10 protein-coding genes are annotated in these 22,723 nt (G+C 57.4%); all 10 read right to left on the bottom strand.

Annotated features, from left to right (window positions below):
• Nucleotides 1-563: 563 nt before the first annotated feature.
• Nucleotides 564-4,466, bottom strand: a complete 3,903-nt coding sequence (locus tag HMPREF2712_RS04620; RefSeq protein WP_070687283.1) for a DNA-directed RNA polymerase subunit beta' — start codon at nt 4,464-4,466, stop codon at nt 564-566.
• 110 nt (nt 4,467-4,576) lie between these two features.
• Nucleotides 4,577-8,083: a DNA-directed RNA polymerase subunit beta gene (rpoB, locus tag HMPREF2712_RS04615; protein ID WP_005504932.1), complete on the bottom strand. Its 3,507-nt coding sequence runs from the start codon at nt 8,081-8,083 to the stop codon at nt 4,577-4,579.
• Between the two features lie 257 nt (nt 8,084-8,340).
• Nucleotides 8,341-9,837, bottom strand: coding sequence for an L-serine ammonia-lyase (locus HMPREF2712_RS04610; protein ID WP_070819395.1), 1,497 nt, complete (start codon nt 9,835-9,837; stop codon nt 8,341-8,343).
• 276 nt (nt 9,838-10,113) lie between these two features.
• Nucleotides 10,114-11,232 (bottom strand): glycine cleavage system aminomethyltransferase GcvT, encoded by a 1,119-nt coding sequence (gene gcvT / locus HMPREF2712_RS04605; protein ID WP_049353778.1) that lies wholly within the window; start codon nt 11,230-11,232, stop codon nt 10,114-10,116.
• A 172-nt stretch (nt 11,233-11,404) separates the two neighbouring features.
• Complete coding sequence (gene gcvP / locus HMPREF2712_RS04600; protein WP_070819394.1) at nt 11,405-14,245, bottom strand: aminomethyl-transferring glycine dehydrogenase; 2,841 nt, start codon at nt 14,243-14,245, stop codon at nt 11,405-11,407.
• 286 nt (nt 14,246-14,531) lie between these two features.
• Nucleotides 14,532-15,752, bottom strand: coding sequence for an MFS transporter (locus HMPREF2712_RS04595; RefSeq protein ID WP_049353781.1), 1,221 nt, complete (start codon nt 15,750-15,752; stop codon nt 14,532-14,534).
• A gap of 30 nt (nt 15,753-15,782) precedes the next feature.
• Nucleotides 15,783-16,616 (bottom strand): respiratory nitrate reductase subunit gamma, encoded by an 834-nt coding sequence (gene narI / locus HMPREF2712_RS04590; protein ID WP_049347293.1) that lies wholly within the window; start codon nt 16,614-16,616, stop codon nt 15,783-15,785.
• A 26-nt stretch (nt 16,617-16,642) separates the two neighbouring features.
• The gene (gene narJ, locus HMPREF2712_RS04585; RefSeq protein ID WP_005504922.1) at nt 16,643-17,383 is read right to left on the bottom strand and encodes a nitrate reductase molybdenum cofactor assembly chaperone; all 741 of its coding nucleotides are present in this window, start codon (nt 17,381-17,383) and stop codon (nt 16,643-16,645) included.
• Nucleotides 17,384-17,386: 3 nt separating this feature from the next.
• A complete protein-coding gene (gene narH / locus HMPREF2712_RS04580) occupies nt 17,387-19,000 on the bottom strand; it encodes a nitrate reductase subunit beta (protein ID WP_005504921.1) in 1,614 nt (537 codons plus the stop codon).
• Entirely contained in the window at nt 19,000-22,719 is a 3,720-nt protein-coding gene (locus HMPREF2712_RS04575; RefSeq protein WP_070819393.1) for a nitrate reductase subunit alpha, read from the bottom strand. Before HMPREF2712_RS04575 ends, narH begins: the two co-directional genes overlap by 1 nt.
• Nucleotides 22,720-22,723 lie beyond the last annotated feature (4 nt).

Below are 22,723 nucleotides of genomic sequence, written 5' to 3'. Positions count from 1 at the left end.
AAGACAGAGGAGCGCTTTTGCTCACCTGCAGACAAAGAGGAATTCTGTTCAGGCATCTGAGATTGAGATGTTCCGGAGGGCAGTCGGGTGCCGCTAGTAGTCACCCGTCCGGAAGTGATTGGAGTGATATGCATGCCTTCAAGAATAGAACCTAGTCAAAAGGCTTTCCAGTTGAATTAGCATCGTTCAAATCAAGAACATTTATTCTATATATACCCCAAAGAAAAACGAGTGAATATTCTATATATTGCAGTTCTAGTGCGGTTTCTAGGGAGATTTAGCATATTTGACCGTCATCTAATTTCTTGCTCTGTCAAGCAATTTTCTCATCATGAAAAATGATGCACTCCAATGATTTTTTCATAAATAAATTCGTCCACTAGGCATAAAATCTACAACCTCACATTGAAGGGTAAAGAATATTAAAGCCACGCTTAAAAGAAACCTCCACCTCCTCATGAAACAAAAAACGCGGATACCCGAGACAACTCGAGTATCCGCGTTCTTTATCAAGGACCAGGCCGGGGCTCTAAACCCTCAACCTACCCCTCACGGCAGAAGCCTTAGTCCAGACCACGACCGTACTCATCCAGCGAAACAGCCATAAAGCCGCCGTTGCCGTAAGTGTACACCTCGTTATCCATCTGGAACGCGCTCTGGTAACCACCGAAAGTGTCCAGAGCCTGCATACGCTCAGCAGTAGCCTGGGCGCTGGGCTCAACCTCAATATCGTTGTAACGTGCCAGACCGGTACCGGCGGGAACCAGCTTACCGATGATCACGTTCTCCTTCAGGCCGAGCAGCGGGTCAGTCTTCGCCTCCATAGCAGCCTGAGTCAGGACACGGGTGGTCTCCTGGAAGGAGGCCGCCGACAGCCAGGACTCGGTAGCCAGCGAAGCCTTGGTAATACCCATCATTTCCGGACGGCCAGCTGCGGGCTTCTTACCCTCAACCAGTGCCTTACGGTTAGCAGTCTGGAAAGCAATGTTATCAACCAGCTCACCAGGCAGAAGATCGGTATCACCGGACTCAATCACGGTCACGCGACGCAGCATCTGGCGAACAATAACCTCAACGTGCTTGTCGTGGATTTCCACACCCTGCGACTTGTACACGCCCTGAACCTCGCTCACCAGGTGCTTCTGAGCCTCACGAGGACCACGAATACGCAGAACCTCCTTCGGATCAACAGAACCGGTAGCCAGCTGATCGCCAACCTGAACGTGATCGCCGTTCTGCAGCTTAGAAGCCGCACGACGCAGAACAGTGTAGGACTGGGGCTCGGAACCATCGTCCGGGGTCACCACAATCTTGTAGGACTTCTCGGTATCCTCAATGGTCACGCGACCAGACACCTCAGAAATCGGGGCAACACCCTTGGGGGTACGAGCCTCGAACAGCTCCTGAATACGGGGCAGACCCTGAGTAATATCGTCAGCCGAAGCCACACCACCGGTGTGGAAGGTACGCATGGTCAGCTGGGTACCGGGCTCACCAATCGACTGAGCCGCAATAATACCAACAGCCTCACCAATGTCCACCAGCACGTTCGAAGCCATCGAACGACCGTAGCACAGTGCACACACACCAATAGCGGACTCACAGGTCAGAACCGAACGGACGCGAACATCCTTCACACCTGCCTTGAAGAGCTTCTCAATGAGCTCATCAGAGACATCGGAACCAGCAGCAGCCAGAACGTTGCCAGCCTCGTCCTTCACGTCAACCGCAAGGGTACGACCGTGAATCGAAGTCTCAACATCCTGGTGCAGACCGCCATCCTCATCAATCAGAGGCAGAACCAAACCGCGGCGAGTGCCACAGTCGTGCTCGCGAACGATAACGTCCTGCGAAACGTCCACCAGACGACGAGTCAGGTAACCCGAGTTAGCGGTACGCAGCGCAGTATCAGCCAGACCCTTACGTGCACCGTGGGTCGCGATGAAGTACTCCAGAACCGACAGGCCCTCACGGTACGAGGACTTAATCGGGCGAGGCATAATCTCACCCTTCGGGTTCGACACCAGACCACGGATACCCGCAATCTGACGGACCTGCATCCAGTTACCACGTGCACCGGAGGTCACCATACGGTAAATGGTGTTCAGACCACCGTGAGAGCTCAAGTTCTCACGCATAGCCTCTGCAACCACGTCGGTAGCCTCGGTCCAAACCTTAATCAGCTCCTGACGACGCTCTTCGTCATCGATGGTACCGATCTCAAAGTCGTCCTGAATTGCAGCAGCCTGCTTCTCGTAGCGCTCCATAATTGCCGGCTTCTCAGCAGGAGTAGCAATATCAGAAACAGCCACGGTCACGCCCGAACGAGAAGCCCAGTAGAAACCGGAGTTCTTCAGGTTATCCAGAGCACGAGCCACAACATCCATCGGGTAGCGCTCAGCCAGATCGTTAATCAGGCTACCCAGGCCCTTCTTATCTGCCACACCGGAGAACCAGGGGTAATCCTTCGGCAGAGCCTGGTTGAACAGAACCTGACCAACGGTGCAGTCCAGCAGCACGGGGTCGCCAGCCTTGTAACCCTCAGGAGCTTCCCAGCCCTCAGGAGCAACAAACTGGTCACCATCAAGGCGAATCTTCACCTTGGTGTACAGCTCAATCTCGTGACGATCCATCGCCATCAGAGCCTCAGACACCGAGGAGAATGCGTGACCCTCGTTCTTCTGACCATCGCGAGGAGTCGTCAGGTGGAACAGACCAATGATCATATCCTGCGAAGGAACAGCCACAGGGCGGCCATCCGACGGCTTCAGGATGTTGTTCGAGGACAGCATGAGGATACGAGCCTCAGCCTGAGCCTCGGGAGACAGCGGCAGGTGAACTGCCATCTGGTCACCATCGAAGTCAGCGTTGAACGCGGAGCAAACCAGCGGGTGTAGCTGAATAGCCTTACCCTCAACCAGCTTCGGCTCAAACGCCTGAATACCGAGGCGGTGCAGGGTAGGTGCACGGTTCAGCAGAACCGGGTGCTCAGCAATAACCTCTTCCAGAACGTCCCAAACCTGCGGGCGGAAACGCTCAACCATACGCTTAGCACTCTTAATGTTCTGAGCGTGGCTCAGCTCCACCAGACGCTTCATGACGAAGGGCTTGAACAGCTCCAGCGCCATCTGCTTGGGCAGACCACACTGGTGCATCTGCAGCTGAGGACCAACCACAATCACGGAACGACCCGAGTAGTCAACACGCTTACCGAGCAGGTTCTGACGGAAACGGCCCTGCTTACCCTTCAGCATGTCAGACAGAGACTTCAGGGGGCGGTTACCGGGGCCGGTCACCGGGCGACCGCGACGACCGTTATCGAACAGCGAGTCCACAGCTTCCTGCAGCATACGCTTCTCGTTGTTCACGATAATCTCGGGAGCACCCAGCTCCAGCAGACGCTTCAAACGGTTGTTACGGTTAATCACACGACGGTACAGGTCGTTCAGGTCGGAGGTCGCGAAACGGCCACCGTCCAGCTGAACCATCGGGCGCAGTTCCGGCGGAATAACCGGAACAACATCCAGGACCATACCCAGCGGAGAGTTGTTAGTGGTCAGGAAGGCGTTAACAACCTTCAGACGCTTCAGAGCGCGGGTCTTCTTCTGCCCCTTACCGGTCTGAATAATCTCCTTGAGAGCCTCAGCCTCAGCCTCCAGGTCGAAGGACTCCAGACGCTTCTTAATAGCCTCTGCGCCCATAGCGCCCTCAAAGTACAGGCCGTACTTATCAATCATGGAACGGTACAGAGCCTCATCACCCTCAAGGTCAGCGACCTTCAGGTTCTTGAAGCGATCCCACACACGATCCAAGTGCTCAGCCTCACGTTCGTAGCGCTTACGCACCGACGCGAGCTGACGCTCAGCGTTATCGCGCAGCTTACGCTTCTCAGCAGCCTTGCCGCCCTCAGCCTCAATACGAGCCAGCTCCGCCTCAACCTCACGGCTGATAGCGTTCACGTCAGCGTTCAGAGCAGCCTCAAGCTCCTGCTTCTCACGATCGTGAGCAGCCTGCAGCATCGGCAGATCCTCGTGACGAGCCTCCTCGTCAACCTTAGTGATCATGTACGCAGCGAAGTAAATGACCTTCTCCAGGTCCTTCGGAGCCAGATCCAGCAGGTAACCCAGGCGGGAAGGAACACCCTTGAAGTACCAAATGTGGGTAACAGGAGCAGCCAGCTCAATGTGACCCATACGCTCACGACGTACCTTAGAGCGGGTCACCTCAACACCACAGCGCTCACACACAATGCCCTTGAAGCGCACGCGCTTGTACTTACCGCAGTAGCACTCCCAGTCCTTAGTGGGGCCGAAGATACGCTCGTCGAAGAGGCCGTCCTTCTCGGGCTTCAGGGTACGGTAGTTGATGGTCTCGGGCTTCTTAACCTCACCAAAAGACCAACGACGGATGTCGTCGGCGGTGGCGAGGCCAATTCGCATCAAACCAAGCGAAGATTCGTTGGACATATCGGTCCTAATCTCTTTCTGTAAGTTTCTGAAGACTTGGGTTAGCGGGCGGGAACCCCACAACGCACGCGAGCGCATGCGGGGCTCCCCACCCTAGAAGGAGGCGGTGCTTATGCCTCGTCGACGGAGCTAGGCTCGTCGTGGGTCAGGCTCACGCCCATATCTTCTGCTGCCCGGAAGCCTTCTTCCTCCGAGTCGCTCATCTCAATAATCTTGCCGTCGGTGGAGAGCACCTCGACGTTCAGGCACAGAGACTGCATTTCCTTGATAAGAACCTTGAAGGATTCGGGGATACCCGGCTCAGGGATGTTCTCGCCCTTCACGATAGCCTCGTAAACCTTCACACGGCCCGCCACGTCATCGGACTTGACGGTCAGGATTTCCTGCAGGGTGTATGCAGCGCCGTATGCTTCCAGCGCCCACACTTCCATCTCACCGAAGCGCTGACCACCGAACTGCGCTTTACCACCCAGAGGCTGCTGGGTAATCATCGAGTACGGACCGGTGGAACGAGCGTGAATCTTGTCATCCACCAGGTGGTGCAGCTTCAGGATGTACTGGTAACCAACCGAAATCGGGTCCGGGAACGGCTCACCGGAACGGCCGTCAATCAGACGTGCCTTACCGGAACGGTTGATCAGACGGTCACCATCGCGGTTCGGGTTCGAGTGGTCCATAAGGTCGAACAGTTCGTCCTCGTGGGCACCGTCGAACACCGGGGTTGCGAGGCGGGTCGGGCCGGATTCCTTCGGGAAGTTCGGCATGTGCTTAAGCCACTCGGGCTCGCCCTCAATCTTCCAACCCTGCTTAGCCAGCCAACCGGTGTGGACTTCCAGAACCTGACCAATGTTCATACGACCGGGCACGCCCAGCGGGTTCAGGATGACGTCCACGGGGGTACCGTCTTCCAGGAAGGGCATATCCTCGATCGGCAGGATCTTGGAAATAACACCCTTGTTACCGTGGCGGCCTGCAAGCTTGTCGCCGTCGGTAATCTTACGCTTCTGAGCCACGTACACGCGGACCAGCTGGTTCACGCCCGGGGGCAGATCGTCCTCATCGTTGTTCTCGCGGTCGAAGATACGGATACCGATGACGGTACCGGACTCGCCGTGAGGAACCTTCAGGGAGGTGTCGCGAACCTCGCGAGACTTCTCGCCGAAGATTGCGCGCAGCAGGCGCTCCTCGGGGGTCAGCTCGGTCTCGCCCTTGGGGGTGACCTTACCGACGAGGATGTCGCCAGCCTCAACCTCAGCACCGATGTGGATGATGCCGCGCTCGTCCAGAGCCGAGAGAACATCCTCGGACACGTTCGGAATGTCGCGGGTAATCTCCTCGGGGCCCAGCTTGGTGTCGCGGGCGTCAATCTCGTGCTCCTCAATGTGAATCGAGGTCAGCACGTCCTCAGAAACCATGCGCTGGGAGAGGATGATTGCATCCTCGTAGTTCAGGCCTTCCCACGGCATGTATGCCACGAGCAGGTTCTTACCCAGTGCCAGCTCGCCACCGTCGGTGGAGGGGCCATCAGCAATAACGTCGCGGTACTCGACGCGCTGGCCTTCCTTCACCACAACGCGCTGGTTGTAGCAGTTACCCGGGTTCGAGCGGGAGAACTTCATGATCGGGTAGGTGGAGACAGAGCCGTCGTCGTTACGGACGATAACGGTCTTAGCGTCCACGGAGGAAACCACACCGGGCTTCTTCGCGAGCACGGAGTCACCGGAGTCCAGCGCTGCGTACTTCTCCATACCGGTACCAACCACGGGAGCCTCAGACTCCAGCAGGGGCACAGCCTGACGCTGCATGTTAGCACCCATCAGTGCTCGGTTAGCATCGTCGTGCTCCAGGTAAGGAATCAGAGCGGTAGCAACAGACACCATCTGGCGCGGGGAGACGTCCATGTACTGAACGGCACCGGGAGCAACCAGAACAGCTTCGCCAGAACCATCGCCCGCACGGCAGAGAACCTCGTTCTCAGCGAAGGTGCGGTCAGCGTTCAGCGGTGCGTTTGCCTGTGCGATAACAACAGACTTCTCGTCGTCAGCGGTCAGATAGCGGACCTCATCGGTCACGCGGCCGTCAGTCACCACGCGGTAGGGGGTCTCAATGAAACCGAAGGAGTTGATACGACCGTAGGTTGCCAGCGAACCAATCAGACCAATGTTCGGGCCTTCAGGGGTTTCAATGGGGCACATACGACCGTAGTGCGAGGGGTGGACGTCTCGAACTTCCATGCCTGCACGGTCACGGGACAGACCGCCCGGGCCCAGTGCGGACAGACGACGCTTGTGGGTCAGACCTGCCAGCGGGTTGTTCTGGTCCATGAACTGCGACAGCTGAGAAGTACCGAAGAACTCCTTGATAGCCGCCACGACGGGGCGGATGTTCACCAGGGACTGCGGGGTGATAGCGTCCACGTCCTGGGTGGTCATGCGCTCGCGAACCACGCGCTCCATACGGGACAGACCGGTACGGATCTGGTTCTCAATCAGCTCGCCCACGGTGCGGATACGACGGTTACCGAAGTGGTCGATGTCGTCGATATCGATTTTGAGGGAGATCTCCTCGCCGTCACGGACGCCGGGGATGCTGGTCTCGCCTGCGTGCAGAGCGCAGAGGTAACGAATCATCTGAGCGATGTCGTCCTGGCTCAGAACGGAAGCCTCGGGGGAATCCATGGGAACGTCCACACCGAGCTTACGGTTCAGCTTGTAACGGCCAACCTTCGCCAGGTCGTAGCGGCGCGGGGTGAAGTACATGTTGTCCAGCAGAGCCTGGGCAGCTTCAACCGTCGGGGGTTCACCCGGACGCAGCTTGCGGTAGATGTCCAGCAGAGCCTCGTCGCGGTCCTTGACGGAGTCCTTCTCCAGGGTTGCGCGGATGGAGTCGTACTGACCGAACTCAGCCAGAATCTTGGACTCGGTCCAGCCCAGAGCCTTCAGCAGAACAGTCACGGACTGCTTACGCTTGCGGTCCAGACGCACGCCAACCTGGTCGCGCTTATCAATCTCAAGCTCGAACCATGCGCCGCGGGAAGGAATCACGCGGGCAGAGTAAATGTCCTTATCGGAGGTACGGTCCGGAGCCTTCTCGAAGTAAGCACCGGGGGAACGCACCAGCTGAGAAACGACCACACGCTCAGTACCGTTAATAACGAAGGTACCGGCCTCGGTCATCAGGGGGAAGTCACCCATGAACAGGGTCTGCTGCTTGACCTCGCCGGTAGCGAGGTTCATGAATTCAGCCTTAATGTACAGCGGAGCCGAGTAGGTTGCGTCGCGGTCCTTGCACTCCTCAACAGAGTACTTGGGGTCAGCAAACTCAGGCTCAGAGAAGGAGAGCTGCATAGTCTCCTGGAAGTCACGAATCGGGGAGATTTCTTCAAAAATCTCAGCCAGACCGGACTGAGCGGGGACAGAAGTGTCACCAGCAGCCTGCGCCTTCTCCAGACGCTCCGCCCAGCGCTCGTTACCAACGAGGCGGTCGAAGCTATCGGTCTGGATAGCAAGCAGGTTGGGAACCTTCAGCGGTTCGTTAATCTTCGCGAATGAAATTCGGCGCGAGACGTTCTCTGCGCCGTTAGCGGCGTCATGGTTAGAGGTGCTCGAAGCGACCAAAATGGGGATCCTTCCACAGACATGTCTGTTAGCAATCAGCCTCCCGGCGACATTACCGGCGACACGACAACCTCAGCCCCCGAATAGAACGGTGCTCGAAGCTATAGAGTCGGACGGAAAAACGTCACCTTCAGCCCGTGCCCACCGCTATATGAAGGCACAAAGGTTAGGGAAAGCGTAAATACTAACGATACAGGAAGAAATCCCTTCTGTCTACCACACCCTCATCAGGAGTGCAAACCTGCCACAGCGTGCACCTAGCATTCCACCACATTCACAGCCAAACCACCCATGGACGTCTCCTTATAACGGTGAGACATATCCAAACCGGTCTGACGCATCGTCTCAATCACCTGATCCAACGACACACGGTGCGTACCATCACCACGCAACGCCATACGAGCCGCCGTCACAGCATTCGACGCAGCCATCGCATTACGCTCAATACACGGAATCTGCACCAAACCACCCACCGGGTCACACGTCAGACCCAGGTTGTGTTCCATCGCAATCTCAGCCGCATTCTCAACCTGCTCGGGAGTACCACCCATCACCTGCGCCAAACCAGCAGCAGCCATCGAGGAGGCGCTACCCACCTCACCCTGGCAACCCACCTCAGCACCAGAAATCGACGCGCGCTTCTTATACAGCACACCCACAGCAGCAGACGCCAAGAAGAAATCAACAACCGCTTGATCACGAGCAGCCTGACCGCAATGGCGGATACCCTGCGTGTAATTCATCGCGTAATGCAGCACCGCAGGAATAATACCCGCAGCACCATTCGTCGGAGCAGTCACCACACGACCACCAAAAGCGTTCTCCTCATTGACCGCCAAAGCAATCAGATTCACCCAGTCAATAGCGAACTCAGGAGACTTCGAAGGATCCTCCACCATCAAATCGCGATGCCACGCACCCGCACGGCAACGCACCTTCAGCGGCCCCGGCAAATAACCCACACGCGCCAACGAAGAACCGATACACTCCTTCATCACACGGTAAATATGCAAGATACCATCACGGACCTCCTGCTCAGAACGCAGAGAACACTCATTCGCCATCTTCAACTGCGCAATCGACAGACCAGACTCATTCGCCATCTCCAGCAGCTCAGCAGCCGAACCAAACGGATACGGAGGGTTCATCAGCGACGCGCCACCGGTCGCCGCCTCATCACCCTCAACAATGAAGCCGCCACCAATCGAATAGTAGGTACGCTCCAGCAGTAGCTGCTCACCCGCAAACGCCGCAATCTTCATACCGTTCGTATGGCGCGGAAGAACCGTCAACGGACGCAGGGTCATATCCAGCTCACGGTAATTCACCACCGGGCCGTATACCTTCTGCTCCTCACCACCGGGCGCAGTCACACCGTACGCAGAGGACGGATAACCAGCCAACGGCAAAGTACCATCCACGCTATTGCGCTCAATCATCGCCTCAGAATCAGCGATATTGATAGTCTCCGGAACAAAACCACACAGGCCCTTCAACGCAGCACTCATCGTACCGTGACCAGCACCCGTAGCCGCCAACGAACCATACAGGTCAACATGCACACCCGTCACACGGTCCAGCAGACCCTCATCAATCAGCTCCGCCACAAAACGGTTCGAAGCGCGCATCGGCCCCACCGTATGCGAACTCGAAGGACCCACACCAATGCTGAACATCTCAAAAACACTGATGTCATACGGCAGAGCCTCTGCCTTCTTCTGGGCGCTACTGGGTGCGCTCTGGTTAATAGCCACGTTCTGTCCTTCAAATAAATAATGTCTGTGCACCGCACCAAAAGATACGCGCCCCTCAACGGAGGAACCACACATCAACCTGCAGTCTATAAGTGCGGACAATCACCCTTGACTGGCCGCTCTAATCCTAACGCACTTCAGAACCATCACAAACTAAGGCTCAGAACACCTCACGCCCTCCCCCGCTATTCAACGCCCACCTCACGGCACAGAAAAGGCGCCGTGCCCACACAGGACACGACGCCTCTACCCTACAGATTACCTGCAGAAAAACTCTTACTTCTCACGCTTGTAGAACGGCAGAGCCACAACATCAAACGGAGCACGCTTACCGCGGATATCAACATCCACAGTAGAACCAACCTCAGAGAATTCACGGTTCACCAGCGCCATAGCAATCGGGAAGCCCAGAGTCGGGGAAGGAATACCGGAGGTAACCTCACCAATCTCATTGCCCTCAGCATCCACCAGCTTAGAACCGGCACGAGCAGGACGCTTCGCCTGAGCCTTCAAACCAACCAGGATGCGCTTCGACTCGCTCTTAGCCAGCTCAGTCAGAGCCTCACGACCAACGAAGTCAGCCGCCTTCTTCTCCAGAGCAATCTCGACCAGACGGCCCAGACCGGACTCAAACGGAGTAATCTCAAGACCCAGCTCATGACCGTACAGCGGCATACCAGCCTCAAGACGCAGGGAGTCACGAGAGGCCAGGCCGGCAGGAATCATACCAAAAGGCTCACCAGCAGCAGCCAGCTTATCCCACAGCTCAACAGCGTTCTCATTCGGAACAAACAGCTCGAAGCCGTCCTCACCGGTGTAACCGGTACGAGCCAGCAGAACATCAACACCGGCAACAGTCAGCGGCACCGAAGCGTAGTACTTCAGCTCGCGGACAGCCTCCTCATCAGAAACACCAGCAGCCAGCAGAATCTCCTCAGCACGAGGACCCTGAACAGCCACCAGAGAAGTCTGATCCGACTCGTTCACGAACTCAACGTTGAAATCGCCCAGGCGCTCGCTCATCGCAGCGAAGTCAGTGTCAATGTTCGAAGCGTTCGGAACGACCATGAACTCCTCATCGCCCAGACGGTAAGTAATCAGGTCGTCAATGACGCCGCCCTTGTCGTTGACCAGGATCGAGTACTTTGCCTTACCGACCTTCAGGATGGACATGTTCGACACCAGAGCGTAATCCAGGAACGCACCCGCATCCGGACCGGTCACACGGAACTCACCCATGTGGGACAGGTCGAAAATACCGGCACGAGTACGGACAGCCTCATGCTCAGCAACGTCATTAGCGTACTTCAGGGGCATATCCCAGCCGCCGAAGTCGGTGAAAGAAGCGCCAAGCTTCTCGTGGACAGAGTACAGAGAGGTCTTCTTGGGGGACATTAGATTCTCCTCACGCACAGCCTTGTGCTGTTATCGTTCAATCGTCGTAGATTTAGTTCACCCCCACAGACACGAGATACGCTGCGGAGGCGATCCCCACCCGCCCCCAGGAACCTGAGGACGGGTGAGGCAGGTAGACCGCTACAGCCTACCCAGGAGCGTTACAGGCTCCTTATGCTTCCAGGTCGAAAGCCTCCATCGGGGGGCATTCGCACACGAAGTTACGGTCACCGCCAGCGCCATCAATACGACCCACCGAAGTGAAGTACTTATTAGCGCGCAGGCTCGGGACAGGGAAAGCTGCCTGAGTACGGCTGTAGGGGCGATCCCACTCATCAGCGCTCACCACATCAACGGTGTGCGGTGCGTTGCGTAGAACCGAATCCTCCACAGCGACCTTGCCCTCAGCCACCTCGATAATCTCATCGTAGATGGTCTCCATTGCCTCAATGAAGCGGTCCAGCTCTTCCTTCGACTCAGACTCAGTCGGCTCAACCATCAGGGTGCCCGGAACCGGGAACGCCAGGGTCGGAGCGTGGAAGCCGAAGTCCATCAGACGCTTGCAGACATCCTCAGCAGTCACGTGAGACTGATCGGTCAGCTGACGCAGGTCCAGGATGCACTCGTGAGCGACCAGACCGCCGGGGCCGGTGTACAGCACCGGGTACTTGTCGTTGAGATTCTTCGCAATGTAGTTAGCGTTCAGAACCGCGTACTGCGAAGAGTCCTTCAGACCCTGAGCACCAGTCATCGCAATGTACATCCAGCTAATCGGCAGAACACCAGCAGAACCGAAGAACGCCTGCGAAATCGGCAGTGCAGCATCGTTGGGGAGCTTACCTTCAGCATCAGCGCGGTATGCGTCACCGGGCAGGAACTTCGCCAAGTGCTCACGAACAGCCAGCGGGCCAACACCGGGGCCGCCACCACCGTGAGGAATGGAGAAGGTCTTGTGCAGGTTCAGGTGCGAAACGTCGCCGCCGAACTTACCGGGCTGAGCGAAGCCCATCTGAGCGTTCAGGTTCGCGCCATCCAGGTACACCTGGCCGCCAGCCTCGTGAACCAGCTGGCAAACCTCAGCAACCTGCTCCTCAAACACACCGTGAGTGGAAGGGTAGGTAATCATGATGCCGGCAACCTTGGGGCCGTACTTCTCAATCTTTGCCTTCAGGTCGTCAACATCAATCGAACCGTCAGCCGCAGTTGCCACACCGGCAACCTTCAGACCAGCCAGAGCAGCAGATGCCGCGTTGGTGCCGTGAGCAGACAGCGGAATCAGGACGGTATCGCGCTCGTGGTCACCGTTAGCCTCATGGAAGGAACGGATAGCGCGCAGACCAGCGTACTCACCGGTCGCACCCGAGTTCGGCTGCAGCGAGATAGCATCGTAACCGGTAATAGCAACCAGCCACTCGCTCAAATCCTTAATCAGCTCGTGCCAGCCCTCAGCCTGATTCTCCGGGACCAGCGGGTGGATGTTCGCGAACTCAGGCCAGGAGATGGGCTCCATCTCAGCGGCCGCGTTCAGCTTCATAGTGCACGAACCCAGCGGAATCATGGTGCGGTCAAGTGCCAGATCCTTGTCGGCGAGGTGACGCAGGTAGCGCATCATCTCGGTCTCGGAACGGTACTTGTGGAAAATCGGGTGCTGCATGTAGTCATCGGTACGCAGCAGCTCAGCGGGCAGATCGTACTGTGCATCTGCCTCACCCAGGGTGCCGCCCAGAGCCTCAACCAGGCCCTTGAGCAGCTCCTCACCGTGAGACTCACCCACGGAAATACCGATGCGGTTCTCGTCGAAGCGGCGGATGTTCACGCCAGCTTCCAGAGCCTTCGCAACCAGCTCGTCGGCACGGCCAGCAGCCTCCACCACGACGGTGTCGAAGAAAGTATCGTGAGCGATACCGTAGCCCGCAGACTTCAGCGCGGTAGCAACACGAGCGGCATTAGTGTGCAGGCGGTTCGCGATAGCGCGCAGACCCTCAGGACCGTGGTACATCGCGTAAGCACCAGCAACAATCGCCAGCAGAGCCTGAGCAGTACAAATATTGGAAGTAGCCTTCTCACGGCGAATGTGCTGCTCACGAGTCTGCAGAGCCAGACGGTATGCAGGCTTACCAGCCGAATCCTTAGAAACACCCACCAGACGGCCAGGCATGGTACGCTCCATACCCTTGTGAACAGCCATGTAAGCAGCGTGGGGGCCACCGAAGAAGAAGGGCAGACCGAAACGCTGAGTGTTACCCACAGCGATATCAGCGCCCAGCTCACCCGGAGACTTCAGCAGGGTCAGAGCCAGCAGGTCAGCGACCACAGTGACCAGGGCGTTACGCTCCTTAGCGGCCTTAATCAGCGGCTCAATATCGCGAATATCGCCTTCATTGCCGGGGTACGCCAGGACGATACCGTACAGGTCGCCCTCGGGCAGACCCTCAGAGAAATCAGTAATGACGAAGGGAATGCCGAGCATCTCTGCACGGCCGCGAGTCACCGAAATAACCTGAGGCAGGCAACGGGAGTCAATCGCGAAGAAGCCGTTCTTCACCTTGCGGTTCGCACGGTGCATCATGACAGCTGCCTCAGCTACTGCGGATGCCTCATCCAGCAGGGAGGAGTTTGCAATCTCCAGGCCGGTCAGCTCCATCACGGTGTTCTGGAAGTTCAGCAGAGCCTCCAGACGGCCCTGAGAAATCTCAGCCTGGTACGGGGTGTAAGAAGTGTAGAAACCGGGGTTTTCCAGAATATTACGGCGCAGAACCGCGGGAGTTACTGCATCGTAGTATCCGGCACCAATCATCTGGGCGAGAACCTTATTCTTCGCAGCATAGCCGGCAATCTTTGCCTGAGCCTCATGCTCCGACAGCGGAGCAGGCAACTGCAATTCGCCGTCAAGGCGAATCTGGGAGGGGACGACAGCGTCCATCAGCGCATCCAGGGAAGAGTATCCCAGGGTTTCGAGCATCTGCTCTGCGTCTGCGGAACGGGGGCCGAGATGACGATCAATAAAGGACATAGGATTCTCCTATTGGTCGGCGCAAACCGTAGAGGGGTCACGTCGCGCTATTGCGACGAGTCGAACACTTTAAAGTGTCCCACATCTCCACAAAGTTTCGCTAGCTTTACCAACATTCGACATGCCCAAACATCAAACTCTTCTGCCCCGCCAAAGCCCACCCCTGTTAGAGGACAAAACAGCAGAAAAGCACAAAGTCCGGCTCGTTCCCTCCGAAGAGAAAACGAGCCGGACTCAGTCAAAGCAAACTTCGCATACATCCTGCAGAAGGATGTACTAGAAGAACCTACTTAGCGTGGTTGGGCTTGCCACCGTGCGGCACCAGGAATGCCGACAGGAAAGCCAGAGCCGCAGTCACAGCCAGCAGCATCAGACCGATGAAGTAGTTGTTCTCAGCCTGGTTATAGGTTGCACCCATCACCAGCGGCGGGAAGAAACCACCCAGAGCGCCAGCAGCAGCAACCACACCGGACACCGCACCAACGTTCTTCGGATCAGCCGCACGAGCCACCCAGCCGAAGACCGAGCCGTGGCCCAGACCCAGAAGAGCAGCCATCAGGATGAAAACAGCACCATACACGTGCTCAGCATCAGGCTGGAACGCGGTAATAACTGCCAGGATCACCACACCACCCAGGGAGATGAGGGTGATAATCTTCGGACCGAACTTATCAGCCAGCACACCACCGAAGGGACGAGCAATCACGGCAGCAGCCGCGAAGCCAGCCGCACGCATACCAGCGTCGTTAGCGTTGAAGTTGTAGATGTTGCTCAGGTAAGTGGGCAGGTAGTTCGAGAATGCCACGAACGCACCGAACACAACAGCGTAGAGGAAGCACAGCTGCCAAGTGGTCTTCACCTTGAATGCCTGAACAATCTTCGGCATCAGCGGAGTAACCTCACGGCCGATGGTTGCCGGAGAATCCTTCAAGAAGAAGAAAGAGATAGCAGCGGTTACAGCACAGATAACAGCAATCAGAACGTGAGTCTGGAAGTAACCAATACCCTGCACCAGGCGGGGGGTAGCGAATGCAGAAATTGCAGTACCCACCATGCCGGCACCGAACACACCGGTCGCAAAACCCTTCTTGGAAGCGTCATACCATGCGGAACTGAAGGGAATACCCACAGCGAACACGGTACCCGCAATACCCAGGAAGAACGCCACAACAAGCAGCATGGGCAGCGAGTTCATCTGACCAGCAACACCAACCAGGAAGACCAGGGGTGCGCTAATCGCCAGAACAGCGGTGAACATAATACGACCACCGTAGCGGTCAGTCAGACCACCAACGGGAATACGGCCGATAGCGCCGATGAAAATCGGCATAGCCACCAGAACACTGGTCATACCAGCGTCCAAGTGCATCTGCTTGGCGTACAGCTTGGCCAGCGGACCAACAATAGTCCAAGCCCAGAAGCCGATGGTCGAGATGAACGTTGCCAGCAGAACGTTACGGAGCTGACCATTCTTCAGGTCGTAGCTCGGTGCAACAGGGGTGCTCATATTTCCTCTTTTGCAATATGGATATGTGTATTAGCGGTCGGCGCGCTCACGCGGGAGAGTACCTACCGGATCCCAACCTCGACGTGCACCAACACGCTGGCCGCCACGAGAGCGGTACACGGTGTAGGGGCGGAAGAGGTAGTGCAGGGGCACAGTCAGTGCGTGCACCAGGCGGGTAAAGGGCCAAATGATGAACAGAACCATAGCCACCACGATGTGAATCTTGAAAGCCACGGGAATATTCACCATCAAAGCTACCTCAGGGTGGAAGTAGAACAGCGAACGGAACCACACAGAAATGGTCTCACGGTAGTTGAAGTGAACCTCGTGACCATTCACCGGAGGCAAACCGCCCGAGGGGTTCACTGCCGAAATCAGAGTAGCCGCAGTACCGGCGAGAATCACCAGAACCAAAACGACATACATGAAAACGTCATTACGAGTGGTAGCCGAACGCACACGAGAGTTCGAAACACGGCGACCAATCAGAACGAACATACCAACAATGGTTGCGACCGCAGCAACAGAACCGCCGACCAGCGCCACAATGTGGTAAGTGTCATCCGAAACGACCAGGTCGGTGAATGCCTTAGGCACCACCAGACCACCAACGTGGCCAAGGAAAACGGCCGCAAGACCGTAATGGAACAGGGGCGAAGCGATGCGCAACAGCTTCGATTCATAGACCTGGGACGAGCGGGTAGTCCATCCGAACTGGTCAGTACGGTAACGCCAAATGGTGCCACCAATCAGAATGACCAGTGCAACATAGGGCAGAACGCCCCACAGCAGGATGTCAACAATACCCGGATCGGCTACAGCCTGTGCAGCATGTCCTGCGTTCTCAGAAGCAAGTACGTACACGTGTTGTCTCCTCACAAGGGATAAAACTAGTTAGAACGAGCCGAAGCCTGCTGGAGCAGCTGATGATCAGCGTAGCCATTCAGGCCAACAGTCTCGACGGGAGGGCCGTAGCCAGCCATCTTCTGGACCTCCTCCTGAGTCTGCGGAGAGACGCCAGGAAGGGTATCGCAGATGCTCTGCAACAACCCGTAGTGGGGCAGATTTCCGTCCTTCATGGACAGACGAAGAAGCTCAAGGGACGGACGGTACGCCTGCAAAGCGGAACGGCCCTTACGGCGATCCACCAACGCACAGAACTCCAGCACCAGCGGCAGGTAGTCCGGAAGCTCACCATTCAAAACGGTCAACATACCGGAGTCGCGGTACATCTGCTTAAAACGCAGAAGAGTCTCACCACGGCGGCGGGTATCGCCATCGGTCCAGTAGGACAGATGCAGAGAATGACGACGCGAAAGGTCGTACTCCTGCACGTACTCGGACTGCACATCCTCCAGGTCCTTAGAAGTCAGCCACTGTTGAACCGCATCAACGGCAGCAATGAAAGCCTCATCCTGGGTGGAAGCGGTAATCTCCACCAGTTCAGGCAGAACCTTCAGAGTCTCCTCATCGGGGTAGCCCAGGAGCATACCGCTCACCTGGTAAATCACCGAGTCCTTATCCTCGCCGGGACCGTAATCGATATCAAACGGGTTCTCCGGCTGAGCCGGCTCCGAGACAGTAGCCTCGGAACCGGCCTTGCCCATGAGCTTGGAAAAGAATCCAGCCACTTATTACTTCTTTCCGGTGGTATTCGGGAAGAGGCCGTCAGGACGGGAAGAACCATCCCAGCTGAACAAGCTGACCTTGTTGTTAGCCTCGTAGACACCGGTAGACACGGGGGTCGGGCGACCCTCCATGTCGTTGAACGCATCGCCGTACATGCCGGGTCCGCCATCCACGCTCAGGGAGCAGCCCATTTCCTCAAGGTTGTGGGCGTCTTCCATGTGAGCCTTCGGAATGACGTAACGCTCGTTGTACTTAGCGATAGCCATCAGGCGGTACATCTCGTACACCTGCTGACCAGTCATGCCAACTGCCTGAGCAATCTCCTCGTTGCCTTCGCCACCGAGGTTGATGTCACGCATGTACGAACGCATCGCAGCCAGGCGGCGCAGAACGTTAGTAACAACCTCAGTGTCACCAGCGGTGAACAACTCAGCCAGGTACTCAACCGGAATACGGAGAGACTCAATAGCGCCGAACAGGTTGTTGCTGTTCTCTGCATCGTGGCCCTGTTCCTTGAGCAGGTCAACAATCGGAGACAGCGGCGGCACGTACCAAACCATCGGCATGGTGCGGTACTCGGGGTGCAGGGGCAGAGCCACCTTCCACTCCTTCGCCAGCTTGTATACGGGCGACTTCTGAGCTGCAGTAATCCACGCATCGGGGATGTCGTTCTTACGAGCCTGCTCAATCACAGCCGGATCCGAAGGATCAAGCATCAGCGACAGCTGAGCCTCGTAGAGGTCCTTCTCATCCTCAACCGAAGCAGCCTCAGTCACGCGGTCTGCATCGTAGAGGAAGATACCGATGTAGCGCATACGACCAACACAGGTCTCAGCACACACGGTCGGAATACCAGCCTCAATACGGGGGTAGCAGAAGGTACACTTCTCAGCCTTACCCGTCTTGTGGTTGAAGTACACCTTCTTGTAGGGGCAACCGGTGATGCACTGACGCCAACCGCGGCAACGGTCCTGGTCAACCAGAACGATACCGTCCTCAGCGCGCTTGTAGATAGCGCCGGAGGGGCAAGAAGCCATGCAGGAGGGGTTCAAGCAGTGCTCACAAATACGAGGCAGGTAGAACATGAAGGTCTGCTCGAACTCGAACTTAATCTTGTCCTCAGCCTTCTTGCGAACCTTCTCAACCAGCGGGTCCAGGTGACCGTACTCGGTCGCACCAGCCAGGTTGTCGTCCCAGTTCATACCCCACTCGACCTTGGTGTCCTCACCGGTGATGAGGGAGACCGGCTTAGCAGCCGGGAAGTCATCACCCAGAGGAGCACTGGTCAGGTTCTGGTAATCGTAGGTCCAGGGCTCGTAGTAGTCGTTCAGCTCGGGCTGAATCGGGGAAGCGAAGATCGTGAAGAGCTTCTGGAAGCGGTTACCGCTCTTGAGCTCCAAACGACCGCGCTTGTTCAGCACCCAGCCGCCCTTCCACTTCTCCTGATCCTCGTAACGGCGGGGGTAACCCTGACCGGGACGAGTCTCAACGTTGTTGAACCAGACGTACTCGGTACCGGCTCGGTTCGTCCATGCCTGCTTACAGGTCACGGAGCAGGTGTGGCAGCCGATGCACTTATCGAGCGCCATCACCATAGCAACTTGTGCCATAACGCGCATTAGAAAGTTACCTCCTGGGACTTACGGCGACGGATGTACGAGACGATGTCTCGCTGGTTACCGGTCGGTCCAAGATAGTTGAAGGCGAACGCCTGGTGAGCGTAGCCACCAATCATGTGGGTGGGCTTCAGAAGAATACGGGTCACCGAGTTGTGAATACCACCGCGCTTACCGGTGACTTCAGACTTCGGGCTAACCATACGCTCCTGAGCGTGGTAGACGTAGCAAACGCCCTCGGGCATACGGTGCGAAACAACCGCACGGCCGACGAAGACACCATTGGTGTTCACACACTCAATCCACTCGCCATCCTTGACGCCAATCTTCTCAGCGTCCTGCGGGCTCATCCATGCAGTCGGACCGCCACGGAACATGCTCAGCATGTAGTGGTTATCGAAGTACTGCGAGTGAATTGCCCACTTGTTGTGCGGGGTCAGGTAGCGAACAGCAACCGAAACACCATCGGTAGTACCGAGCTCAGGCTCGTTGTACAGGCCGGTCATATCCAGCGGCGGACGGTAAATCGGCAGAGCCTCGCCCATTTCGTGCATCCAGTCGTGGTCGAGGAAGAAGTGCATACGGCCGGTCAGGGTGTGGAACGGCTTCTTCTTCTCGATGTTGACGGTGAACGGAGCGTAACGGCGACCACCGGTCTCCGAACCGGACCACTCGGGGGAGGTCATCACGGGCTGCGGTGCGGCCTGGGTCATGGGGAAGGTGATACGACGTTCCTCGTTACCTTCTGCCAGGTCCATCAGGTGCAGACCGGTCTGCTTCTCAAGCTCCTTGAAGCCCTTGACAGCGACCTCACCGTTGGAGGTACCGGAAATCATGAGGATTGCTTCAGAAATCTTCACGTCGGTATCCAGTGCCGGACGACCTGCGCCCTTACCGGAGTCCATCACACCGAATTCCTTAGCCATCTTCGCGACTTCGTCCTTCAGGTCGTAAGTGATGAACTTGGTGGTTGCACCGAGCTTATCGAACAGCGGGCCAACGGTGGTGTACATGTCGTACAGTGCGCCGTAGTCGCGCTCGACGGTGACGAAGTTCGGCATGTTCTTGCCGGGTACGCCCACCATACCGGGGGTGTTCTTCCAGTCGGGTGCGTGGCCGCCGGGCTGAGCAATCTGGCCGGGGGTGTCGTGCAACAGCGGGACCGAAACGATGTCCTTACGGACGCCGAGGTGCTTCTTAGCCAGGCGGCTGAACTCAAACGCCAGTGCCTTGAAGGTCTCGTGGTCGGTCTTTGCCTCCCACGGCGGGTCAATTGCCGGGGAGAACGCGTGCAGGAACGGGTGCATATCGGTCGAGGAGATATCGTGCTTCTCGTACCAGGTAGCAGTCGGCAGAACGATGTCAGACAGCAGGGTCGTGGAGGTCATACGGAAGTCCGAGGTGACCAGCAGATCCAGCTTGCCCTGAGGCGCGTCGTCAACCCACTTCACTTCGTTCGGCAGCTTCTCCGAGTCGGAGCCCTGGACGTTGTCCATGCTACCGACCAGGTGCTTCAGGAAGTAGCTCTCACCCTTAGCGGAGGAACCGAACAGGTTCGAACGCCACAGGGTCAGGGTACGAGGCCAGTTGACGGGGTTGTCAACGTCCTCAACGGAGAACTCCAGGTCACCGGAGTTCAGACGCTGTGCAATGTAGTCCGCGTTCGAGGAAGCCTCGCCGCGTGCCACAGCCTGCTCTGCCTTGTCTGCCAGGTCCAGCGAGTTCTCAGGGAACTGCGGGTAGAACGGCATCCAGCCCATACGGGTAGAACGTGCCACAACGTCAGCAGTGTGAACGTCGCGCAGCTCGCCCTTAGCCAGCGGGGACTGCAGGTAGTCGGTGGAGTACGCATCCTGACGGAACTGGTCAGTGTGCATATACCAGAAGCCGGTACCAATCATGTGACGCGGCGGGCGGCTCCAGTCCAGAGCGTTCGCGATGTTGGTCAGACCGGTCAGAGGACGTGCCTTCTCCTGGCCCACGTAGTGAGCCCAACCGCCACCGTTACGGCCCTGGCAACCGGTCAGGTTCAGCAGAGCGAGGATAGCGCGGTAGGTGGTGTCAGCGTGGTACCACTGGCAAATACCTGCACCGAAGATGACCATGGAGCGACCGCCGGAATCCAGGGCGCTCTTGGCGAACTCGCGGGCAACGCGGATAACAGCCTCGGCGGGGACAGAAGTAATCTGCTCCTGCCATGCCGGGGTATTCTGAACGTTCCAGTCCTCGTAGTCCTTAGCCCAGGTACCGGGCAGACCCTCACGGCCCACACCGTACTGTGCCAGCATGATATCGAAGACGGTAGTAACTTCGTGACCATCAACGTAGGTTACGGGCACGCCGCGGGTAATGACGTCGCCGTGACCCTTCGGGTTATCGAAGGTCGGCATCTTAATCTCAACCGCTGCGGACTGGCCCTGAGGCAGGTCGCGAATCGACAGAATCGGCTTACGACCCTGCAAATCCAGGTTCCACTTGCCCTGGTCTTCCTGAGCGTAACGGTGACCCATGGTGCCGTTGGGCACGAAGACCTCGCCGGTCTCGCGGTCCATCAGGACGGGCTTGAAGTCAGCGTTAGCCTGCTCAGCCTCGCCAGCGAGCTTTGCAGCGGTCAGGAACTTGGAGGGAACCTTAATGCCGTCTTCACGGGTTTCCAGGGTGACCAGGAAGGGAAGGTCGGTGTAGGTCAGGGAGAAGTCCTCGAAGAACTCGACACGCTGGTCGACGTAGTTCTCCTTAAGGATGACGTGGCCCATCGCCATTGCCAGTGCCGCGTCGGTACCTGCCTGGGCGGGCAGCCACTCGTCAGCGAACTTGGTGTTGTCGGCGTAGTCGGGGCTCACGGTGACAACCTTGGTACCGCGGTAGCGGACCTCGGAGACCCAGTGAGCATCCGGGGTACGGGTCAGCGGAACGTTTGCACCCCACATGATGAGGTATGCAGCGTCCCACCAGTCGCCAGACTCGGGAACGTCGGTCTGGTCGCCGAAGACCTGCGGGGAAGCCACGGGGAGGTCAGCGTACCAGTCGTAGAAGCTGGTCATGACGCCACCGGCCAGCTGGATGTAGCGAACACCCGCGCTGAAGGACGCCATGGACATTGCCGGAATCGGGGTGAAGCCGGTGTTACGGTCGGGACCGTAGTACTTGATGGTGTGCACGTGAGCAGCAGCCATCAGCTCGAGAGCCTCAGCCCAGGTCGAGCGCACCAGACCACCCTTACCACGTGCGTTCACGTAGCGTGCACGCTTGGCGGGGTCGGACACGATGGAGTGGAAGGCGTCCACGGGATCGTTGTGGATTGCCTTCGCTTCGCGGTACATCTCCAGCAGGAGACCGCGAACGTAGGGGTACTTAACGCGAGTGGGAGAGTAGGTGTACCACGAGAACGCTGCACCGCGGGGGCAGCCGCGGGGCTCGTACTCGGGGCGGTCGGGACCAACCGTGGGGTAGTCGGTTTCCTGTGCTTCCCAGGTGATAATGCCATCCTTGACATACACCTTCCAGGAGCAGGAGCCGGTGCAGTTCACGCCGTGGGTAGAGCGAACTTCCTTATCGTGGCTCCAACGGTCGCGGTAGAAGGCGTCACCTTCACGGCCGCCTTCACGGAAGACGGCGCGGCCGTCTTCAGTCTCATCCCAGCGGGAGAAGAACTTACCGAACTTAATCAGCTGATCGGTAAGGGGGCCATCCGGGCCCTTAATCTGTGATGCTTGTTCCATACTG

The organism is Rothia sp. HMSC064F07 (genome assembly GCF_001837265.1).
GTDB classification, from domain to species: domain Bacteria; phylum Actinomycetota; class Actinomycetes; order Actinomycetales; family Micrococcaceae; genus Rothia; species Rothia mucilaginosa.
This window is presented reverse-complemented; position numbering and strand designations above follow the sequence as displayed.

Excerpts from the sequence above, each read along its gene's own strand:
- gcvT (WP_049353778.1), bottom strand. The coding sequence starts at position 11,232 with ATGTCCCCCAAGAAGACCTCTCTGTACTCTGTCCACGAGAAGCTTGGC.
- gcvP (WP_070819394.1), bottom strand. The coding sequence starts at position 14,245 with ATGTCCTTTATTGATCGTCATCTCGGCCCCCGTTCCGCAGACGCAGAG.
- HMPREF2712_RS04595 (WP_049353781.1), bottom strand. The coding sequence starts at position 15,752 with ATGAGCACCCCTGTTGCACCGAGCTACGACCTGAAGAATGGTCAGCTC.
- narH (WP_005504921.1), bottom strand. The coding sequence starts at position 19,000 with ATGCGCGTTATGGCACAAGTTGCTATGGTGATGGCGCTCGATAAGTGC.
- HMPREF2712_RS04620 (WP_070687283.1), bottom strand. The coding sequence starts at position 4,466 with ATGTCCAACGAATCTTCGCTTGGTTTGATGCGAATTGGCCTCGCCACC.
- HMPREF2712_RS04575 (WP_070819393.1), bottom strand. The coding sequence starts at position 22,719 with ATGGAACAAGCATCACAGATTAAGGGCCCGGATGGCCCCCTTACCGAT.